The sequence below is a fragment of the Saccharothrix tamanrassetensis genome (assembly GCF_014203665.1).
In the GTDB taxonomy this organism is placed as follows: domain Bacteria; phylum Actinomycetota; class Actinomycetes; order Mycobacteriales; family Pseudonocardiaceae; genus Actinosynnema; species Actinosynnema tamanrassetense.
The window spans coordinates 456,983-470,406 of sequence record NZ_JACHJN010000004.1 but is presented as its reverse complement, the minus strand read 5'-3'; the positions used below and the strand labels follow the sequence as shown (position 1 = coordinate 470,406).

Sequence of the window (13,424 nt, the reverse complement as noted above, 5' to 3'; positions counted from 1 at the left end):
GGCACGAGCCGCCCGGGGACGACACGCCGGCGCCGGTCAGTCGACCGGCCAGGTGTGCACGGGCTCCTCGCTGTGCATGAGTTCCACGTACCGGCCCAGCATGGCGCCCAGCGCGGCCTCCCGGTCGGCGCCGCGCTCCTCCAGCGACGCCACCGTCTCCCGCTGCCACTGCGACCCCGTGCGGCGGGACAGGCAGCGCGCCTCGATCACGCCGAGGTACCGCTCGCGCGCCGAATCGGAGACCCCGCACGCCCGCAACCCCTCGTGCGCCAACGGCAGCAACCGGCGCAGCACCAACTCGTCCGGCGGCACCCAGCCGATCCCGGGCCAGTACAGCTGAGCCCCCATCCCGTGCCGCGAACCCGCGTACAGGTTCTCCTCCGCCGCGTGGAACGACATCTGCGTCCACAAAGGACGGTCCAGTTCGGTCAGCGCCCGTTGCGCGCCGTAGAAGAACGCCGCGTTGGCCATCGTGTCCAGCACCGTGGGGCCGGCCGGCAGCACCCGGTTCTCCACCCGCAGGTGCGGCACCCCGTCGACCACGTCGTACACCGGCCGGTTCCACCGCCACACGGTGCCGTTGTGCAGCCGCAGTTCCGTCAGCGACGGCGTTCCGCCCGCGCCCAGCACGTCGAGCGGGTCCTCGTCGCCGGTCTCCGGCAGCAACGCCGGGAAGTACCGGACGTTCTCCTCGAACAGGTCGAAGATCGACGTGATCCAGCGTTCCCCGAACCACACCCTCGGCCGCACGCCCTGGTTCTTCAGCTCCACCGTCCGGGTGTCGGTGGCCTGCAGGAACAACGGGATCCGCGTCTCGTGCCACAGCGCCCGCCCGAGCAGGAACGGGGAGTTGGCCGCGATGGCGACCTGCACCCCGGCCAACGCCTGCGCCGCGTTCCAGTGCGCCGCGAAGTCGTCCGGCGCCACCTGGAGGTGCAGTTGGACCGACGTGCAGGCGGCTTCGGGCAGGATGGACTCCGCGAAGCTCGACAGCCTCTCCGGAGCGGTGCCGCCCGGCATGGGCGAACCTTCCATGGACAGCACCGTCTCCTCGCCGCGCGCGGCGAGGATCTGGTCGTTGAGCACCGCGTAGCGGGGGCTGTTCGACAGCCAGCGCCGGTCGAAGTGCTCCTGCCGCAACGTGGGCAGCACCCCGATCATCACGATCGACGTGCCCGCGTCGTGCGCCTTGTCGTCCGCCGACGACAGCGTCTCGCGCAGTTCCCGCTCCAGGTCGAGGGTCTCGTCCCCGGCCAGCTCCCGGGGCGGGACGTTGACCTCCAGGTTGTGCTGGCCCAGCTCCAGCGTGAAGGACGGGTCGTCGATCTTCTCCAGCACCTCGGCGTTGGCCATCGCGGGCCGGCAGTCGCCGTCGACCAGGTTCAGCTCGATCTCCAGGCCCATCTGCTGGCGGGGAAAGGAAAAGCTGTCCTCGGCCAACATGGTCCCCAGTGCGTCCAGGCACCGCTGCACCCGCTCGCGGTAGCGCTGGCGGTCCTCCCTGGTGAACGGCCGACTGGACACATCGTCACCCATGCCGCCTCCCAATCGGTCGGGCTGTTCCGGCGGGCTCAGCGGAGGCCAACCGTGACACAGCAAGCACTTGACCGCCAGCGCCCAAATCGGTGCTCTCTGTCACATAGCGGTAACAATGAGCAAGAAGATGCAGGTGGAGGCCTTGTGGTTCGGCCCTCTGGACTACGAGGGATGTTCACCTGACGGGAAGTGGGACACTGCCCGGATGATCGAGATCGACGACCCGGCGGACCCGCGACTGGACGACTTCCGGGACCTGTCGACGGCCGACCGCAGGCCCGACCGCCCCGGCGGCCGGGGGCTGGTGATCGCCGAGGGCGTGGTCGTCGTCGAACGCCTGCTCGCCTCGCCGTACCCGGTGCGCGCGCTGCTCGGCGTGCGGCGTCGGGTGGAAGCCCTGGGGCCGCTCGACGCGCCCGCCTACGTGACGTCCGCCGAGGTCATGGCCGAGGTCGTCGGCTTCCACCTGAACCGGGGCGTGCTCGCCGCCGCCGACCGCGCACCCCAGCCGACGGCGGAGCAACTGGCCCGCCGGTCGACCCGGCTCGCCGTGCTGGAAGGCGTGGGGGACCACGAGAACCTGGGTTCGTTGTTCCGCAACGCCGCCGCGCTGGGCATCGACGGCATCCTGCTCGGCCCGGGGTGCAGCGACCCGTTGTACCGCCGCAGCGTCCGCGTCTCGATGGGCCATGTGCTCAGGGTTCCGTTCGCCCCGTTGCCGGAGCTGGAGGCGGGTCTGGACATGCTGCGCCACAACGGTTTCACCGTTGCCGCTCTCACCCCTCGGGACAGCGCGGTGGGCTTGGCCGACGCCGGGCTGAGGCACCGGCGGGTCGCCGTGATGCTCGGCTCGGAAGGGCCGGGCCTGACCGACGAGGCGATCGAGGCCGCCGACCTGGCCGTCCGCATCCCGATGACCACGGGTGTGGATTCGCTGAACGTCGCCACCGCGGCGGCCATCGCCTTCTACGCGATCGCCTGACCCACTACGGTCGACACAGCCATCCCTGAGGAGGAATTCGTGGAACTGCGGGTCCAGGGCGGCCGTGCCGTGCTGGCGGGCCGCGACGACGGGGCGGAGCGGGAGGTCGACCCGCACACGCTGCCGCTCGGTGCGGGCCTCGCCGACGCGCTGCACGAGTGGGCGAAGGTGGCCGAAGCGGTGCTGCGCACGGACGCGCCCGCCGACGGTGTCGCGGGCGCCCTGGTGACCAGGCGCGGTCGTCAACTGGCCGGCCGAGTGGCCGCCGACATGCGCACGCCGGTCGCGTACACCGATCCGGTCAGCGGCGAGCAGGTCGTCGTGGAGGTGCCCGCCGACGATGCGGCCGACGATTCGGCCGATGCCGAAGCCCTCGCTGAGGCCGAGGCCGAGGTCCCGGCCGACGACACCGAACAGGTGCCCCGGGAGGAAACCCCCTGGGGCACCGGTCTGACGGTCAGCGTGTTCACCGCCGCCGTGGTGACGTTCATGGTGGTCACGCTGTCGCTGGGGCTCGGCGAGACCAGTTGGTGGCTCGCGCTGCTGGCCAACGTCCTGGTGGTGGGCGGCATCGCCCCGTCCGTCTGGCTGGCCCGCAAGGTCCTGGTCTGGCGCTGGGTGGCCTACGGCGTGGTGGCCGGCGTCCTGCTGGCGTGGTTCACCCTCATCCTGACCCTGCTGTAGTCAGCGCGCCCGGACGAGCCGTCCGTCCATAGCGTCCACTCGGTTGAAGAACGCGAGTGCGGTGTGTTCGTCGGTGGTGTGCAGCAGCAATTCGCCGTTCGGGGCGAGGGCTTGGGCGCGTTCCTCGAACGCGACCACCCACGCGACGATCGGGGCTTCGCGGGCCTCGGCGTCGTCGTCCACGACGGCGAACGTCGTAGGTGCTGTGGCGGCCACCATCTCGTCGATGGCTGTCATGGGAGCGCGATCTGCGTCGTCCGCAGGATCTTCGTGGTCTGAGGTTGTCATGCGTTGCCTCCGACAAAGAGGAGCGGCGTGATGTACGACGAAAATGTAGCGCCGTGAACGTTCGCCACGCGACATGTCGATCGGGTGAACCTGCTCGTGCGTGCGAGTTGCGCGACGGCACACTGAGGCCCGCCATGATCCGGGAGGAGCGCCATGACCGACGAGCCGAAGCCGGCTCCGCCGATCCGCCGTCGCCAGTTGGGCTACCGCCTCGGAGAACTGCGTGACCTGGCGGGGATGACGCAGGACGACGCGGTGAAGGAGACCGGTCTGTCCCGGTCGACCATCTCGCAGATCGAGAACGCGGAACGGGCGATCCTGGAGAAGAACGTCCGCCTGCTGGCGAGCGCGTACGGCGTGCAGTCGCCGGAACTCGACATGTTGCTGCGGATGGCGCGCGAGAGCAACAAACGAGGACTCCTGGTCGCCCACGCGGACGTGGCGGCCAACTTCGCCCGCGACTACATGGAGTTGGAGTCATACGCCACGGAGGTCTGGACCTTGGAGACGGCCTTCGTGGCAGGGCTGCTCCAGGTCCCCTCGTACGTCCGGGCGGTGCGGCTCATCTCGAAGCCGGATGCGACCGAGGCCGAGTTGCAGAGCGCGGTGGACCTGCGCGTGCAGCGCCAGGAACGGCTCACCGGAACGGATCCGCTGCGGCTCCGGGTGCTGCTGGACGAGTCGCTGTTCGACCGTGTGGTCGGTGGCGCCGACGTGGTCGCCGAACAGGCGGCCCATCTGATCGAGATGTCGGAGCTGGACAACATCACGATCCAGGTGGTGCCGAAGGAGGCCGGGCCGTATCGCGGTATGGGCTACTCGTTCTCCGTTCTCAGGTTCGAACCCACTCCGGGGATGGACGTCGCCTACGCCGAGGGATGGCTGTCGGCCACCTACTACGAGAAACGTCGGGAAGTGCGGGCGCACGCCGATCTGTTCGAGCAGATCGCCGCTGCCGCCTTGTCTCCGCAGGCGACCCGCGACCGACTGGCTACCCTGGGCGCACTCAGGAGCGGCAACTGAAAGGGGTCGGGCATGGACGGCCTCCGCCATCTCGCCTGGCGCAAGTCGGCCAGGTCCAGCGGTGAGAACGGCAACTGCGTCGAGGTGGCCCGCGCCCCGGGGTTCTGCGCGTTGCGGGACTCCAAGAACCCCGGTGGCGGTGTGCTGTCCATCGGGCGGCGATCGGCGGGAGCGTTCCTCGCGGCCATCAAGGCGGACCGGCTCGGCGGGTGATCGACACCCCGGAGGGCGGGTCGCGGTGAGCTGTGTCCCGCGACCCGCCGGGCCGCCCTGACCGCCTTCGACGGTCAGGGCGGGAGGTCAGGCCAGCGAGTCCCGCCAGGCGGTGTGCAGGGCGGCGAACCGGCCGGAGTCGCCGATCAGCTCCTCCGGCGTGCCGTCCTCCACGATCCGCCCGCCGTCGATCACCAGCACGCGGTCCGCGATGAGGACCGTGGACAGCCGGTGGGCGATGATGAACGCCGTGCGGTCGGCCAGCACGGTCTCCAGCGCGCCCTGCACGAGCCGCTCGGACGGCACGTCCAGGCTCGACGTGGCCTCGTCCAGCACCAGCACCGCCGGGTCGGCCAGGAACGCCCGCGCGAACGCCACCATCTGCCGCTGCCCGGCGGACAGCCGCCCACCGCGCTTGCGCACGTCGGTGTCGTACCCCTCGGGCAGCGCGCGGATGAACTCGTGCGCCCCGACGGCCCGTGCGGCGGCCTCCACCTCTTCCCGACCGGCCGAAGGACGCCCGAGCGCGATGTTGTCCGCCACCGACCCGTCGAACAGGAAGTTCTCCTGCGTCACCATCACCACGGCCCGCCGCAGCTCGACGTCGGCCACCGAACGCAGGTCCACGCCGTCCAGCAGCACGGCCCCGTCCGACGGGTCGTAGAACCGCGCCACCAGCTTCGCCAGCGTCGACTTGCCGGCGCCCGTGGTGCCCACCAGCGCCACCGTCTGCCCGGCCGGCACGTGCAGGTCGAACGACGGCAGCACCACGGGCGTCGTGGCCGAGTACCGGAACTCCACCCCGTCGAACGCCACCTGCCCCCGCACGTCGCCCAGCGGCGCGGGGTCGTCCGGCTCCCGCACGGTCGGCCGCTCCTCCAGCAGGCCGGAGATCTTCTCCAGCGCCGCCGTCGCCGACGCGTACGAGTTGGCGAACATCGCGATCTCGTCGAACGGGTCGTAGAACCGCCGCACGTACAGCGTGAACGCGGCCAGCACGCCCAGCGCCAGCTGTCCGTCCGCCACCCGCAGCGCGCCCCAGGCGAGGATCACCGCGAGCGACACGTTGCCGATCACCCGCACCAGCGAGGTGAACGCCGCCATCACCTTGAACGCGTCGGTGTTCGCGTCGCGGAACCGGTCGTTCAGCTCGGCCATGATCTTCTCGTTGCGGCCCTCCCGGCGGAACGCCTGCACCGCGCGGATGCCGTTCATGGTCTCCACGAACTGCACGATGATCTTCGCGATCGCACCGCGGGTGCCCCGGTAGGCCTTCGCCGACCGCCGCTGGAACCACCGGATGAGCAGCATCAGCGGTACGAACCCGAACAGCACGGCCATCGCCAGCGGCGGGTCCAGGGTGAGCATCACCACGGAGATGCCGACCACCGACAGCAGCGACGTGAAGAACCCGTCCAGGCCCTGCTCCAGCAGGTCCTGCAACGAGTCGACGTCACTGGTCAGCCGCGAGATGACCTTGCCGGAGGTGTACTTCTCGTGGAACGCCACGGACAGCCGCTGGACGTGCCGGAAGATCCGCCCCCGCAGGTCCAGCAGCACGTCCTGGCCGATCCGGCCGGTCAGCCGGACGAACGACCAGCGCAGCAGGGTGGCCGACAGCGCGGTGCCCACGTACCCGCCGACGCACCACGCGAGCACCGTCGGCCTGCCGTCCAGCGCGGCCGGCACACCCCGGTCGATGGCGGCCGCGATCAGCAGCGGACCGGCCAGGTTGACCAGGTTCTCCGCGATCACGATCACCAGCGCGAGCACCGCCGCCCGGCTGTGCGGGCGCACCAGCGAGCCGAGCAGCCGCCGCGACCGGGCCTGGAGCTTCAGGCCGGTCGCGTGGTCGAGTTCCTCGACGTCCTCGGCGGCGACGCCCCGCCACTTCTCCTCGGTCGCCGACTCGTCGGTCCGGCTCGTCGTCTCCGTGCTCACGCCGCCACCTCCTCGTCCTCCATGCTGGACAACAGGTTGCGGTACTCCTCGTTGTCCGCCAGCAGTTCCCGGTGCTCGCCCACGGCCGCGATCCGCCCGTCCACCAGCATCGCCACCCGGTCGGCGAGCTGCACGGTGCTCGGCCGGTGCGCGACGACCAGCGCCGTCACGCCCTTGAGCACGCGGTGCAGCGCAGCCTCCACCTCGGCCTCCGTGTGCACGTCCAGCGCGGACAGCGGGTCGTCCAGCACCAGCACCGCCGGGTGCCCGACGACCGCGCGGGCCAGTGCGAGCCGCTGCCGCTGACCACCGGACAGCGACAGGCCCTGCTCGCCGATCCGGGTGTCCAGGCCCCACGGTAGGGCGTCCACGAACTCCTCGGCGCGGGCGATCTTCAACGCCTCGCGCACCCGTGCCTCGTCCACCCCGCTGCTGCCCAGCGCGATGTTCTCGGTGACGCTCGCGGAGAACAGGATCGGCTCCTCGAACGCCGTGCCGACCACCGAGCGCAGCTCCGCCAGGTCCAGGTCCCGCACGTCCACCCCGTCGATGGTGACCCGTCCCCCGGTGACGTCCGCCAGCCTGGGCACCAGCGCCGTCACCGTCGTCTTGCCGGACCCGGTCGCGCCGACCAGGGCGATCGTCTCGCCCGGCCGGATGTCCAGGTCCACGCCCCGCAGCACCTCCCGATCGCCGCCGGGGTGCGCGAAGTGCACGTCCTCGAACCGCACGTGGCCCCGCACCTGCGCGGGCAGCGGCTCGGCGTCGACCGGCGCGGTGATGGTCACCGGCGCGTCCATCACCTCGAAGTACCGCTCGGACGCCGACGCGGTCTGGTTCGTCTCCGCCAGCAGCCACCCGATCGAGTCGATCGGCCACCGCAGGTAGGCGCTGATCGTGACGGCCGCGACCAGCGTGCCCACCGTGACGGTGCCGTCGGCGATCCCCACCGCGCCGTACGCGAGCTGGCCGGCGATGGCCAATTCGGGCAGCACGATCAGCACCGCCCACAGCAGCGCGAAGATGCGGACCTTGGCGAGTTCGGTGGTTCGCAGGTCGCGGGCCTCCCGCAGGAACCGTTGGGTCAGGTGCGGCCCGCGCCCGAACGCCTTGAGCACCCGGATGCCCAGCACCGACTCCTCGACCACCGTGGTCAGGTCACCGGACTGGTCCTGCGCCCGGCGGGCGACCACCTTGAACTTCGACTCGAACAGGTAGGACAGCACCAGCAGCGGCAGGGCGCAGGCCAGCACGATCGCCCCGAGCACCGGCGACAGCCAGAACAGCACCCCCAGCCCGATCACCACGACCAGCGTGTTCACCACCAGGAAGGTGATGACGAACGCCACGAACCGCCGCACGGTGTTCAGGTCCGTGGTGGCCCGGGACAGCAGCTGCCCGGACTGCCACCGGTCGTGGAACGACACCGGCAGCCGCTGGAGGTGGTGGTACATGTCGGCGCGCATCCGCGCCTCGACGTCCGACGCCGGCCGCGCGATGCACCGCCGGCGCAGCCAGAAGAACGCGGCCTCGGCGATGCCCAGCGCCAGCACCAGGCCGATCATCGGCGGCAGCGCCCCCAGGTCGCGCCCGGCGATCGGGCCGTCCACGATGCGCTGCGTGATGAGCGGGATGCCCAGGCCGCACAGCATCGCCAGCAGCGCCGCTGCCATGCTCAGCGCCATCTGCCCGCGCACCGGCCGGAAGTACGGCCACAGCCTGCGCACGGTGGCGGCCGTGGAAATGCGCCGATCCCCGGTGTTGGATGGTGACTTCGCGAACTCAGTCACGTGTGTAGCCCCCTCAAGTCCGTTTCCACCGTACGAACCCCACCTCCCCGGGGCATCCGGTTTTCCCACTGACGAACATGCAGGTTCGAGTTAGGTGGAGGTCAAGATGGACGTGCGCTACCTGCGCACCGAGCCGACCATGGCGTTCCCGCACGGCAGGCTGCTGGCGGTGCGGGGTGGCCGACTGCACCTGCTGGCTCCCAAGGGGTGGGACGTCCTGGGCGTCCGGGTGGAACACGCCCGCCCGCTGACCCGCGAGGAGGCGGAGGACTGGTGCGAACGGGAGGGCTGGGACCTGCACCTGCTGGACAGCGTCCCCGTCCCCGACGACCACGTCTGAGCGGGCCTGCCGGCTCCCCCGCGCGGCTCGACCACGCCACGGGGCGGCGCGACGGCGGCCCGGCTACCGCTTGCGGAACATCGCCGGTGCGGTGAGCAGGCCCGCCAGCCCGTAGCTGGCCCCGGCGAGCAGGGTGAGCACGGTCCACTTGTCGCCCAGCCCGGAGAACTGATCGGGCAGCTTGAAGTAGTGCGCGAGCCCCAGCAGTACCGGCCCGATCAGCACGATGGGCCAGACCGGCCGCACCTTGAGCACCCACAGCACCGGCCCCGCCAGCAACGCGCTGAACACCAGCGCCACCGGCAGCCCGACCACCACGAGCAGGATGAACCCGCCCAGCGTCGTCTCGTCGACCACCCGGTCGAGCACGCCGCTCCGGTAGGCCCAGATCCACGCGATCAACAGCACCGCCCCGACGGCGGCGGACACGACGACGCGCAACAGCAGCTTGAACGCGAGGCCGCCCGCCGTGGGGCGCGGGATGTCAGTCACGGCCGGCAGTCTGACTGACGGAGTGCCGCGCTGTCACCGGTGCGGCCAGCGCGAAGCCGATCGCCCCCGCCAGCACCCCACCGGCCGGCACCGAGATCCAGACCGTGGTCAGCGTCAGCACGGCGGCGAAGAACATCCCCACCGCCGCCATCCCCAACGGCCGTTGGACCCTGGCGGCGCCGAGCACGGCCCACGCGAGCAGCACCCCGACCACCAGGCTGACCGGAATGGCGAACAACCCCACCGCCAGGCAGTCCCAGTCCTCCTTGGAGCACACCGCGCCGGCCGCGATGAACTCCCGCAGAGCCCACCAGGCCGCACCCAGGCCGGCCCCGACGGCCGCGCCCACCACGATTCGACCCAGCACGAAGTGGAACTACCCGCGACCGCGCGATGGCAAACGGTTGCGCACACCGGACGGAAAAGGGCCCCCGCCGCTCGGCGGAGGCCCCTCCGGTAGGACGCCGGTCAGCCGCGGTTGGAGCGGACGCCCAGCAGGACGTCCTCCCACGACGGCACGATCGGGTGGTTCTTCTTGCCGCGCTTGGGCGGCTCCTTCTTGGCCGGTGCCTGGGCGGGCGCCGGTTGCTTGGCCGGGGGTGCCGGGGGCTCCTCCGCGACCGGTGCGGGCACGGGGACGGGCTCCGGTTCCGGGGTGGGCTCCGGTTCCTGGACGACCGGAGGGGGCGGCGGCGGGGCCGGCTCCTCGCGGGCCAGGATCTCCGGCTCCTCCAGCTTCTCCAGCGCGAGCGCCTGCCTGGCCAGTTGGGTGACCGGGCGGACGGTGCGCAGCGTGCGGTTGGGGTTCGGGTCCATCAGCTCGACGGCCCCGTCGTCCAGCGCGGTCACCGTGCCGCCCTGCGCGCCGGGGTGGAACGCCCAGTGCGCCCGGTTGTCCGAGCGGCCCGCCGTCCAGTGCAGCTGCACGACCCAGCGGCCGTCCTCGCCGCGCCAGGAGTCCCAGCTCACGTCCGCGTAGTCCTGACCGCGCAGGCCGAACGAGTGCGCGACGACCTCGCCGAGGGTCTGCACGTCCGGCCCGTCCTCGCGCACCGGGTGGGCGCGCTGGGCCAGGTCGGCGGTGCGGGACCGCTCCAGCAGCACCGGGTACGCGTACCGCTCCACCCGGTGGGTCGGGATGCCGGCCGCCGCGGCGACCTGCCCGACGGACTCACCGGCGCGGATGCGGGCCTGGATCTCGCGTGGGCGCATCTGGCTCTCCACCTCGATCTCGATCTGGCCGAGTCGGGTGAGGTCGCCGCGCGCAGCCGCGCGCAGCCGTTCGTCGGCGGGGAGCACGAAGCGCTCGCCGCGATCCGGGTCCTCGAGGATGACGGACTTGCCGTCGTCTTCGAGCCCGATGACTCGCAGCGCTCGCATCATGGCCTCCCGTATGACTTCACCTCGCCAGGTGCCGACGTTAATCCGGCGCGCCGCCTTGACGGGGGAGACTCGCCGTGTTCATCGATATCTTCATGTGATCTTGCCGCATGTCGGCGCGATGCGCACGTCTGTTACCGGAAGGTTCACCTCAACGGATCGGGATCGCGCAATTCCCTGAATGTCGCACCCTATCGAACACCAGTTCGAAAAAAGCGGAACGGGGACCTCCCACCCGAGTGGGGAAGGCCCCCGTTCCGCGAAAGCGCACCGGTTCAGAGCTTCGAGACCACCCAGTCGACGGCCTTGGTCAGGGTGCTCACGTCGATCGGCTCGACGGCCGGGAACATGGCGACCCGGAGCTGGTTGCGGCCCAGCTTGCGGTACGGCTCGACGTCCACGATGCCGTTCGCGCGCAGCACCTTGGCGACCACGGACGCGTCCACCGAGTCGTCGAAGTCGACGGTGCCGACGACCTGCGAGCGGTAGGTCGGGTCGGCCACGTACGGCGTGGTGTACGAGGTGGCCTCGGCCCACGTGTACAGCCGTGACGACGAGTCCGCCGTGCGGTCGACCGCCCAGGTCAGGCCGCCGTTGGCGAGCAGCCACTCGATCTGGTCGTTGAGCAGGAACAGCGTCGCCAGCGACGGCGTGTTGTAGGTCTGGTCCTTGGTGGAGTTGTCCAGCGCCGTGGTCAGCGACAGGAACTCCGGCACCCAGCGGCCCGACGCGCCGATCTCGGCCACCCGCTCCAGCGCGGCCGGCGACATCAGGGCGATCCACAGGCCGCCGTCGGAGGCGAAGCACTTCTGCGGCGCGAAGTAGTAGACGTCGAAGTCCTCGGCCTTCACCGGCAGGCCGCCCGCGCCCGAGGTGGCGTCGATCGCGACCAGCGCGCCGTCCGAGCCCGCGGGACGCGACACCGGCACCGCGACACCGGTCGACGTCTCGTTGTGCGCCCAGCCCACCAGGTCGGCGCCCTCGGCGTAGGCGATCTCCGGCGCGGTGCCGGGGTCGGCCTTCACCACGATCGAGTCACCCAGGAACGGGGCGTCCGAGGTGACCTTGGCGAACTTCGAGGAGAACTCGCCGTAGGTGAAGTGCTGCGCGCGCTCGCGGACCAGGCCGAACGCGGCCGCGTCCCAGAACGCCGTGGTGCCGCCGTTGCCCAGCACGACCTGGTAGCCGTCGGGCAGCGAGAACAGCTCGCGCAGGCCCGAGCGCACCGAGCCGACCAGGGACTTCACCGGCTTCTGCCGGTGTGAGGTGCCCATCAGCGCGGCGCCCTCGGTCGCCAGGGCCTGCAAGGCCTCCGGGCGCACCTTGGACGGTCCGCACCCGAACCGGCCGTCGGACGGCAGCAGTTCGGAGGGCAGGACCAGAGTGGTCGGGTCGGCGGTCTGGGTCATCGCGAAGCCTCCGGTCACCGGGGGAGGGGGACAGCCTGACCGGCGCCGTTGCCGGGGACCACCAGTGTTGCAGCCAGGTGGCCCAGCGGTGACGGCCGGGTGTCGCCGGTCACCTTCGGCCACCCGCGGGCACGGTCCTGACCAGGTCGTCCGGGCCGGGTGCCGGCCACCCGGCCCGCCACCGCCGGCGGTCAGGCGATCTCGCCCCAGCCCTCCACCTCGGACGGCACGCGCGGGGCCGGGCCCACGTAGGACGCGGACGGCCGCACCAGCCGGCCGGTGCGCTTCTGCTCCAGGATGTGCGCCGACCAGCCGGCGGTCCGGGCGCAGGTGAACATCGCGGGCATCATGTGCGGCGGCACCTGGGCGAAGTCCAGGATCACCGCGGCCCAGAACTCGACGTTGGTCTCGATCGCGCGGTCCGGCCGGCGTTCCCGGAGTTCGGTGAGCGCGGCCTGCTCCAGCGCGGAGGCGACTTCGTAGCGCTCCGCACCCAGCTCGCGGCAGGTGCGCCGGAGCACCCTGGCGCGCGGGTCCTCCGCCCGGTAGACCCGGTGGCCGAAGCCCATCAGGCGCTCGCCCCGGTCCAGGATCCCGGAGACCACGGCCCGCGCGTCGCCGGTCCGCTCGACCTCTTCGATCATCGGCAGCACCCGGGCCGGCGCGCCGCCGTGCAGCGGGCCGGACATGGCCCCGATGGCACCGGACATCGCCGCCGCCACGTCCGCGCCGGTAGACGCGATCACGCGCGCGGTGAACGTCGACGCGTTCAGGCCGTGTTCGGCGGCCGAGACCCAGTACGCGTCGAGCGCCTTCACGTGCGCCGGGTCGGGCTCGCCGCGCCAGCGGGTGAGGAAGCGCTCGGTGATGGTGCGGCACTCGTCGATCCGCTTCTGCGGCACGGCCGGCCGCCCGATGCCGCGCGCGGACTGCGCCGCGTACGACAGCGCCATCACCGAGGCCCGCGCGAGCTGCGACCGGGCTTCCTCGTCGGTGATGTCCAGCAGCGGCTGGCAGCCCCAGATCGGCGCGACCATGGCCAGCGCCGCCTGCACGTCGACCCGCACGTCGCCGGTGTGCACCGGGATCGGGAACGGCTCGGCGGGCGGCAGGCCCGGCCCGAACCGGCCGTCCACCAGCAGCGCCCACACGTTGCCGAAGGTGACCTTGCCGGCCAGGTCCTCGATGTCCACCCCGCGGTAGCGCAGCGCGCCACCGTCGCGATCGGGCTCGGCGATCTCCGTGCGGAAGGCGACCACGCCCTCCAAACCCGGTCGGAACCCGTCCTGCTCGGTCTGCTGCACCACGCTGTGCGCTCCTTGTCCACGAGGCTGGAGAGTTGGGAA

General features: G+C 71.5%; 14 protein-coding genes. 5 read left to right on the top strand and 9 right to left on the bottom strand.

The genetic code is table 11. From position 1 onward, the window contains the following. Positions 1-36: 36 nt before the first annotated feature. A complete protein-coding gene (locus FHS29_RS15285; protein WP_184691296.1) occupies positions 37-1,536 on the bottom strand; it encodes a glutamate-cysteine ligase family protein in 1,500 nt (499 codons plus the stop codon). Positions 1,537-1,741: 205 nt separating this feature from the next. On the opposite strand from FHS29_RS15285, the gene FHS29_RS15280 reads away from it, so the two are divergent. Together FHS29_RS15280 and FHS29_RS15275 are read left to right on the top strand one after the other, a co-directional pair. Then, on the top strand, positions 1,742-2,518 hold the full coding sequence (locus FHS29_RS15280) for a TrmH family RNA methyltransferase (RefSeq protein WP_246440304.1): 777 nt from the start codon (positions 1,742-1,744) through the stop codon (positions 2,516-2,518). 39 nt (positions 2,519-2,557) lie between these two features. Beyond that, complete coding sequence (locus FHS29_RS15275; RefSeq protein WP_184691295.1) at positions 2,558-3,202, top strand: DUF2537 domain-containing protein; 645 nt, start codon at positions 2,558-2,560, stop codon at positions 3,200-3,202. On the opposite strand, the gene FHS29_RS15270 is transcribed toward FHS29_RS15275, so the two are convergent. Next, entirely contained in the window at positions 3,203-3,439 is a 237-nt protein-coding gene (locus FHS29_RS15270; protein ID WP_184691294.1) for a hypothetical protein, read from the bottom strand. Positions 3,440-3,643: 204 nt separating this feature from the next. Here FHS29_RS15270 and FHS29_RS15265 point away from each other — a divergent pair, with 204 nt between their 5' ends. Both FHS29_RS15265 and FHS29_RS15260 read left to right on the top strand, forming a co-directional pair. Beyond that, positions 3,644-4,513 carry a helix-turn-helix domain-containing protein gene (locus FHS29_RS15265; RefSeq protein ID WP_184691293.1) on the top strand — a complete coding sequence of 290 codons (870 nt, stop codon included), beginning with the start codon at positions 3,644-3,646 and terminating at the stop codon, positions 4,511-4,513. A gap of 12 nt (positions 4,514-4,525) precedes the next feature. Beyond that, positions 4,526-4,726: a DUF397 domain-containing protein gene (locus tag FHS29_RS15260; RefSeq protein WP_184691292.1), complete on the top strand. Its 201-nt coding sequence runs from the start codon at positions 4,526-4,528 to the stop codon at positions 4,724-4,726. Between the two features lie 87 nt (positions 4,727-4,813). Here FHS29_RS15260 and FHS29_RS15255 read toward each other — a convergent pair whose 3' ends face one another. Together FHS29_RS15255 and FHS29_RS15250 are read right to left on the bottom strand one after the other, a co-directional pair. After that, positions 4,814-6,667 (bottom strand): ABC transporter ATP-binding protein, encoded by a 1,854-nt coding sequence (locus FHS29_RS15255; protein WP_184691291.1) that lies wholly within the window; start codon positions 6,665-6,667, stop codon positions 4,814-4,816. Further along, positions 6,664-8,457: an ABC transporter ATP-binding protein gene (locus FHS29_RS15250; RefSeq protein WP_312864918.1), complete on the bottom strand. Its 1,794-nt coding sequence runs from the start codon at positions 8,455-8,457 to the stop codon at positions 6,664-6,666. Before FHS29_RS15250 ends, FHS29_RS15255 begins: the two co-directional genes overlap by 4 nt. Positions 8,458-8,563: 106 nt before the next feature. Between FHS29_RS15250 and FHS29_RS15245 the strand changes: the two genes are divergently transcribed. Beyond that, entirely contained in the window at positions 8,564-8,797 is a 234-nt protein-coding gene (locus tag FHS29_RS15245; RefSeq protein ID WP_184691290.1) for a hypothetical protein, read from the top strand. Positions 8,798-8,860: 63 nt separating this feature from the next. Here FHS29_RS15245 and FHS29_RS15240 read toward each other — a convergent pair whose 3' ends face one another. The 5 genes from FHS29_RS15240 to FHS29_RS15220 form a co-directional block, all read right to left on the bottom strand. Next, a complete protein-coding gene (locus tag FHS29_RS15240; protein WP_184691289.1) occupies positions 8,861-9,289 on the bottom strand; it encodes a hypothetical protein in 429 nt (142 codons plus the stop codon). Next, positions 9,282-9,656, bottom strand: a complete 375-nt coding sequence (locus FHS29_RS15235) for a hypothetical protein (protein ID WP_184691288.1) — start codon at positions 9,654-9,656, stop codon at positions 9,282-9,284. Before FHS29_RS15235 ends, FHS29_RS15240 begins: the two co-directional genes overlap by 8 nt. Positions 9,657-9,757: 101 nt before the next feature. Further along, positions 9,758-10,669, bottom strand: a complete 912-nt coding sequence (sepH, locus tag FHS29_RS15230; protein WP_184691287.1) for a septation protein SepH — start codon at positions 10,667-10,669, stop codon at positions 9,758-9,760. Between the two features lie 275 nt (positions 10,670-10,944). Then, complete coding sequence (gene serC, locus FHS29_RS15225) at positions 10,945-12,078, bottom strand: phosphoserine transaminase (RefSeq protein WP_184691530.1); 1,134 nt, start codon at positions 12,076-12,078, stop codon at positions 10,945-10,947. A 191-nt stretch (positions 12,079-12,269) separates the two neighbouring features. Beyond that, on the bottom strand, positions 12,270-13,385 hold the full coding sequence (locus tag FHS29_RS15220; RefSeq protein WP_184691286.1) for a citrate synthase 2: 1,116 nt from the start codon (positions 13,383-13,385) through the stop codon (positions 12,270-12,272). Positions 13,386-13,424: the final 39 nt, after the last annotated feature.